The organism is Chromobacterium aquaticum (assembly GCF_021129195.1).
GTDB classification, from domain to species: domain Bacteria; phylum Pseudomonadota; class Gammaproteobacteria; order Burkholderiales; family Chromobacteriaceae; genus Chromobacterium; species Chromobacterium aquaticum.
In genome coordinates, this window is record NZ_JAJOHW010000181.1 from 1 (window position 1) to 6194 (window position 6194).

Annotated in this window: 6 protein-coding genes and 1 pseudogene; 5 read left to right on the forward strand and 2 right to left on the reverse strand. The window is 65.9% G+C overall.

Translation table 11 applies throughout. The features are described 5' to 3' along the window. The 4 genes and pseudogenes from LQT98_RS22195 to LQT98_RS22210 form a co-directional block, all read left to right on the forward strand. Positions 1 to 359: pseudogene (locus tag LQT98_RS22195) on the forward strand (methyl-accepting chemotaxis protein); the annotation flags it as partial. 77 nt (positions 360 to 436) lie between these two features. Next, positions 437 to 958: a chemotaxis protein CheD gene (locus tag LQT98_RS22200; protein WP_048409633.1), complete on the forward strand. Its 522-nt coding sequence runs from the start codon at positions 437 to 439 to the stop codon at positions 956 to 958. After that, positions 955 to 2055 (forward strand): protein-glutamate methylesterase/protein-glutamine glutaminase, encoded by a 1101-nt coding sequence (locus tag LQT98_RS22205; RefSeq protein WP_048409632.1) that lies wholly within the window; start codon positions 955 to 957, stop codon positions 2053 to 2055. Before LQT98_RS22200 ends, LQT98_RS22205 begins: the two co-directional genes overlap by 4 nt. A 13-nt stretch (positions 2056 to 2068) precedes the next feature. Continuing rightward, the gene (locus LQT98_RS22210; protein WP_231465269.1) at positions 2069 to 3271 is read left to right on the forward strand and encodes an EAL domain-containing response regulator; all 1203 of its coding nucleotides are present in this window, start codon (positions 2069 to 2071) and stop codon (positions 3269 to 3271) included. Between the two features lie 58 nt (positions 3272 to 3329). Here LQT98_RS22210 and LQT98_RS22215 read toward each other — a convergent pair whose 3' ends face one another. After that, positions 3330 to 3641 (reverse strand): DUF1484 family protein, encoded by a 312-nt coding sequence (locus tag LQT98_RS22215; RefSeq protein WP_197081433.1) that lies wholly within the window; start codon positions 3639 to 3641, stop codon positions 3330 to 3332. Between the two features lie 364 nt (positions 3642 to 4005). After that, complete coding sequence (locus LQT98_RS22220; protein WP_231465271.1) at positions 4006 to 4995, reverse strand: serine/threonine protein kinase; 990 nt, start codon at positions 4993 to 4995, stop codon at positions 4006 to 4008. Between the two features lie 46 nt (positions 4996 to 5041). On the opposite strand from LQT98_RS22220, the gene selA reads away from it, so the two are divergent. Further along, on the forward strand, positions 5042 to 6194 hold a 1153-nt coding region (gene selA / locus LQT98_RS22225), incomplete at its 3' end, for an L-seryl-tRNA(Sec) selenium transferase (RefSeq protein WP_231465273.1).

Sequence of the window (6194 nt, forward strand, 5' to 3'; positions counted from 1 at the left end):
TGCGCAAGCTGGCCGAGCGCAGCCAGCACGCCGCCCGCGACATCGGCGACTTGACCCGCCACGGCCAGCGCGAGGCCAGCCAGACTGCGCGCGCGCTGTGCGGCATCCTGGAACGCAGCGCGGCCACGGCGGAACTGGTGGCCGGCATCAGCTCCGCCAGCCAGGAACAGGCGCGCGGCGTGGCCCAGGTCAGCGACACGATGGGCAGCCTGGGCTCCGTGTCCCAGCGCAACACCTCCAGCAGCGAGGCGCTGGCGGCCACCGCCGCCGAAGTGGACAAGCAGGCGGAGCGGCTGCGGCGGCAAATCGCCTACTTCGCCATCGAACGGCCGGACGCCGGCGCGCCGAATCCGCCCTGAAACGGCGCGGCAACTGTTCTACATTGAAACGAACGAAGCGGTCGTCTGGCTGACTCTCCGGCACAAGGACCCAGGAAATGACAAAACAAGACAATGAAATATTCCTGCACCCCGGCGATTGGTACTTCGGCGACAAACACCACAAGGTCCGCACCCTGCTCGGCTCTTGCGTCTCCATCACGCTGTGGCATCCCAAGGCCAAGATAGGCGGCATGTGCCACTACCTGCTGGCGCGCCGCACCGATCGCCGCTCGGCCGCGCTGTCCGGACGCTACGGCGACGAGGCGATGCTGCTGATGCTGCACGAGGTGCTGGCGTCCGGGCTGCCGTTGCAGGAATTCCAGGCCAAGCTGGTGGGCGGCGCCGCAGTGCTGGCCGGCGTGGAGCGCGACCAGCCGCATGATGTGCCGTCGCGCAATATCGACATGGCCTACCAACTGGTCAAGCAACTCGGGCTATCGGTGCAGGCGGAGGATTTGGGCGGCAACAGCCCGCGGCTGGTGATGTTCGATCTGGCCACCGGCGATGTGTGGGTAAAACAAACGCAAGATGCGGACATGAGCAGGATTTCCGCGCACAAGACAAGGACTCGGGCATGACTATCAAGGTGCTGATCGTCGACGACTCTGCGGTGGTTCGCCAAGTGCTGAGCCAGGTTTTCAGCCAGGCCACCGGCATGACGGTGATGGATGTGGCCACCGACCCCATCGCCGCGATGGAAAAAATGAAGCAGCAGTGGCCGGACGTGATCGTGCTGGACATCGAAATGCCGCGCATGGACGGCATCACCTTCCTCAAGCAACTGATGGCCAGCCGGCCGACGCCGGTGGTGATCTGCTCCTCGCTGACCCAGAAAGGCACCGACATCAGCGTGCAGGCGATGGCGGCCGGCGCGGTGGAAGTCATCGCCAAGCCCATGGCCGGGGTCAAGGGCTTCCTGGAGGAAAGCGCCAGCCAGCTGGTGCACGCGGTGCGCAGCGCCGCCGCCGCGCGCATGAACCGGGTGCGGGTGATGCCCTCGGCCGGCGGAACCGCGCTGGCCGGCGCGGCGCCGGCGGCCAACCCGCTGGAAACCCGGCCCAAGCTGTCCGCCGACGCCATCCTGTCCGCGCCCACCGGCGGCAATATGTTCGCCACCACCGAGCGCATCATCGCCGTGGGCACTTCCACCGGCGGCACCCAGGCGCTGGAAACCGTGCTCACCGCGCTGCCGCGCACCTGCCCCGGCCTCGCCATCGTCCAGCACATGCCGGAAAAATTCACCCGCTCCTTCGCCGAGCGGCTGGACAGCCTGTCGCAGATCGAAGTCAAGGAAGCCAGCAACGGCGACCGCATCCTGCCCGGCCGCGCGCTGATCGCCCCCGGCGGCAAGCACATGATGATCAAGCGCAGCGGCGCCTTCTACCTGGTGGAAGTGGTGGACGGCCCGCTGGTCAGCCGCCACAAGCCCTCGGTGGACGTGCTGTTCCGCTCCGCCGCCAAGTTCGCCGGCAAGAACGCGCTGGGCATCATCATGACCGGCATGGGCGACGACGGCGCCAAGGGCTTGAAGGAAATGCACGACTGCGGCGCCAAGACCATCGCCCAGGATGAGGAAAGCTGCGTGGTGTTCGGCATGCCCAAGGAGGCGATCCGCCTGGGCGCCGCCGACGAAGTGATGTCGCTGGACACCATCGCCAAGGCGATTTGCCGTTGAACGAGGAAACACCATGCAACTGGATATCCAGGACGTCCTGATCATCGACGACAGCACCTTGCAGCGCCAGCACGGCTGCGAGATCTGCCAAGGTCTGGGCGCGCAACAGATCCGCCAGGCCGCCAACGGCGAGGAAGGCCTGGAGCGGATGCGCGAGCAGCTTCCCAGCCTGATCCTGCTGGATCTGGAAATGCCCAAGCTGGACGGCGTGCAAGTGATGCAGCACATGGCCAGGGAAGGCCTGGCCGCGCCGCTGGTGGTCACCTCCAGCAAGGATTACCTGCTGATCTCCACCGTGGAATTGATGGGCCGGGAGCTGGGGCTGCCGGTGCTGGGCGGCCTGAAAAAACCGCTGCGCCAGCCCGAACTGATGGACCTGCTCAAGCGGGTGTGGACGCCCAAGGGCGAAGACGAACATCACGCCGAGCTGTTCAGCGAAGTAGAGGTGCGCGAAGCGCTGGACAAGGGGGAAATCATCCCCTACTACCAGCCCAAGGTCACCCTCAACGGCGGCCTGCTCAAGGGCGCGGAAATGCTGGCGCGCTGGAAGCACCCGGAACACGGCATCATCTCCCCCGCCCGCTTCATCCCGGTGGTGGAGGCCAGCGGCTGGGCCACCGAGCTGACGCTGAGCATGCTGGACCAAGGGCTGAAACAATGGCAGGAATGGGCGCGCCGCGGCCTGCGGCTGCCGCTGTCGGTGAATTTGTCCGCCTTGTCGCTGAAGGGAGACGATCTGACCCAGCAGATCGAGGACCGGCTGCGCAGCACCCATGTGCCGCCGCGCTTCATCATCTTCGAAGTCACCGAGACCGCCATCGCCGACAATCTGGCCGAAGCCATCGGTATCGCCGCCCGGCTGCGCCTGGGCGGCCTGGGCCTGTCCATCGACGACTTCGGCACCGGTTTCGCCACCTTGCAGCAATTGACCCGCTTCCCCTTCACCGAGCTGAAGATAGACCAGTCGCTGGTCACCTCGGTGTCCACCAAGCCGCACCTGGAAGCGGTGCTCAACAGCGTGATCGAGCTGGCGCAGCGCATGCAGCTGACCACGGTGGCGGAAGGCATAGAAACCACCACCGATCTCGACTTCATGGGCAACCGCGGCTGCCTGATGGGCCAGGGCTATTTCATCGCCAGGCCGATGGACGCGCCGCGCTTCGAAACCTGGGTCAAGGAAAGAATGCAGCAAAGCAAGGAGGCCAGCGCCGGGTGAATCCAGCCGGGCCTACTATGCCAAAGCCCGGTAAAACCGGGCTTTGGCGGTCAAGGTTTTAAATCAATTGCCTTACCTGAGTGGCGGTCTGCTGCAAACGCCGGGCAAAAGGCTCCAGCAAGCAATACACCTGCTCGCATTCCAGGCTATCCAGATTGGACTGGTCCAGCATGGCCAGCAAGCCGCTCAAGGCGCTGCTGACCTGGCTCAACTCCAAGTCGACAGCATGAATCCCCGTATGCAAATGCTCACGGTAGCGATCCAGCTGCTGTATCAGAGGGTCAATCGGGGACAGGGCTTGATGGTGTTGCCGCAAGGCTTGCAATTCGCGCAAGCACCAAGACAACGACGTGGACGGGGGGAGAGTCATCGCGGCGCCTCCATCATCAACCATAGCGCCACAGATAGGGGCCAGGCCCCAGGACGAACAAATCGCTTCATACATCCTCCACTATTGACCGAAACGCAGATAGTGGGCAGACGCATGGCAGAGTCAGAAGGCCATATATCAGGCAACGGCAGCCCCCAGGTTCAGAGCCATGGTCAGCCCGACTTGCGGGCGAAGTCATGGAACTCACAGGCTATTTCCGCAATGAAATAGCCTGGCCTGATAATGTGGGCTTCCCAACCCAGCACCACGGATGAAGTGCGATGCGTTGGGCAGCTTACGAGCGGAGCTTGCCAGCGTCAAGGCCGAGCGGCCAAACCAGGGGCCGGCCCGCTGCAGCCTGCACTCACACCGACCACAGTGGCGGCTCGTCCAGCAGCGCGATCTGCTCGCGCAGCGTCAGGATCTGCTCCTCCCAGTAACGCTGGCTGTTGAACCAGGGGAAGGCCGCCGGAAACGCCGGATCGTGCCAGCGCCGCGCCAGCCAGGCGCTGTAATGGATCAAGCGCAGGGTGCGCAGCGCTTCCAGCAGATGCAGCTCGCGCAGGTCGAACTCGCAGAAATCCTCGTAACCGGCCAGCACATCCGCCAATTGCGCCGACTGCTCCTCGCGGCTGCCGGATAGCAGCATCCACAAATCCTGCACCGCCGGCCCCATGCGGCTATCGTCGAAATCGACGAAATGCGGACCGTCGTCGGTCCACAGCATATTGCCGACGTGGCAATCGCCATGCAGCCGCAACGTGCCCACCGTGCCGGCGCGCTGATAAGCGCGCTCGACGCCGGCCAGCGCCTGCTCCAGCACGCCGCGGAACACCTCGCGCAGTTCCGGCGGCAAGGCCGCGTGCTGCAATAGATACTCCGCCGGCTCGCGGCCGAAGCTGCTCACATCCAGCGCCGGACGTTGCGCGTAGTCTTCCACCCGCCCCAGCGCGTGGATGCGGCCGAGGAAGCGGCCTATCCATTCCAACGTGCGCGCGTCGCCCAGCTCCGGCACCCGGCCGCCGCGGCGCGGGAACAGCGCGAAGCGGAAACCGCCGTGATGGTGCAAGGTGGCGCCATTGAAAGCCAGCGGCGGCACCACCGGGATTTCCCGTTCCGCCAGCGCCAGGGAGAAGGCGTGCTCCTCCAGGATCTGCGCATCGCTCCAGCGCTCCGGCCGGTAAAACTTGGCCACCAGCGGCGCGGCATCGTCGATGCCGATCTGGTAAACCCGGTTCTCATAGCTGTTCAGCGCCAGCAGGCTGCCGGAGCTGTAAAGGCCCAGGCTGTCCACCGCGTCCAGGATGGCGTCCGGCGTCAGGCCGGCGAATGGGGGCGTTTGATGTGTCTGCATCCACGCATTATACGCAGCCGGCAGTCCTCGAGCGTAAGCGGGTAAAATGCAGATATCTGACGCCGCGCCGGAAACCGCCATGGACTTGAAAACGCTATACACCCGCCTGCCCTCGGTAGACCGCCTGCTGGGCCATGACCGCCTGGCTCGCCTGCTGGGCCGCCACGGCAACGCCGCCCTGACCGAGGCGGTGCGCCAGACGCTGGAGCAGGCGCGCCAATACATCCGCGAACAGCACGCCTTGCCGGCCTGGGCCGACAGCGACGACAGCCTGGCCGCCGCCATCGGCGACCGGGTGTCGCAACGCCAGCGCATGACGATGCGGCCGGTGTTCAATCTGTCCGGCACCGTGTTGCACACCAATCTGGGCCGCGCGCCTATGGCCGAGGCCGCGGTGGACGCGGTGAGCGCGGCGATGCGCGAAGCCGCGACGCTGGAGTTCGATCTGCAGGGCGCCGGCCGCGGCCACCGCGATCAGGCGGTCAGCGAACTGCTGCGCGAGCTGACCGGCGCCGAAGCCGCCTGCGTGGTCAACAACAACGCGGCCGCGGTGCTGATCATGCTGTCCACCGTCGCCGCCGGCCGCGAGGTGATCCTGTCGCGCGGCGAAATGGTGGAGATCGGCGGCGCCTTCCGCATGCCGGACGTGATGCGCCAGGCCGGCTGCCGCCTGGTGGAAGTGGGCGCCACCAATCGCACCCATCTGAAGGACTACCGCAACGCCGTCACCGCCGAGACCGGCCTCTTGCTCAAGGTCCACACCAGCAACTACGCGATCCAGGGCTTCGCCAGCAGCGTGGCGGAGGCTGAACTGGTGGAACTGGCGCGCGAGCGCGGCCTGCCGGTGGCCACCGATCTGGGCTCCGGCGCGCTGATCGACCTGGCCGCCTATGGCCTGCCGCACGAACCGATGCCGCAACAGATGATCGCCGCCGGCGTCGATCTGGTCAGCTTCTCCGGCGACAAGCTGCTGGGCGGACCACAGGCCGGCCTGATCATCGGCAAGCGCGAATGGATAGACAAGATTCAACAGCACCCGCTGAAGCGTGCGCTGCGCTGCGACAAGATGACGCTGGCGGCGCTGGAAGCCACGCTGCGCCTGTACCTGGAGCCGGACCGCCTGCTCGAGACCTTGCCGACGCTGCGCCGCTTGAGCCGGCCGCAGGCGGCGATGCGCGCCAGCGCCGAACGGCTGCGCG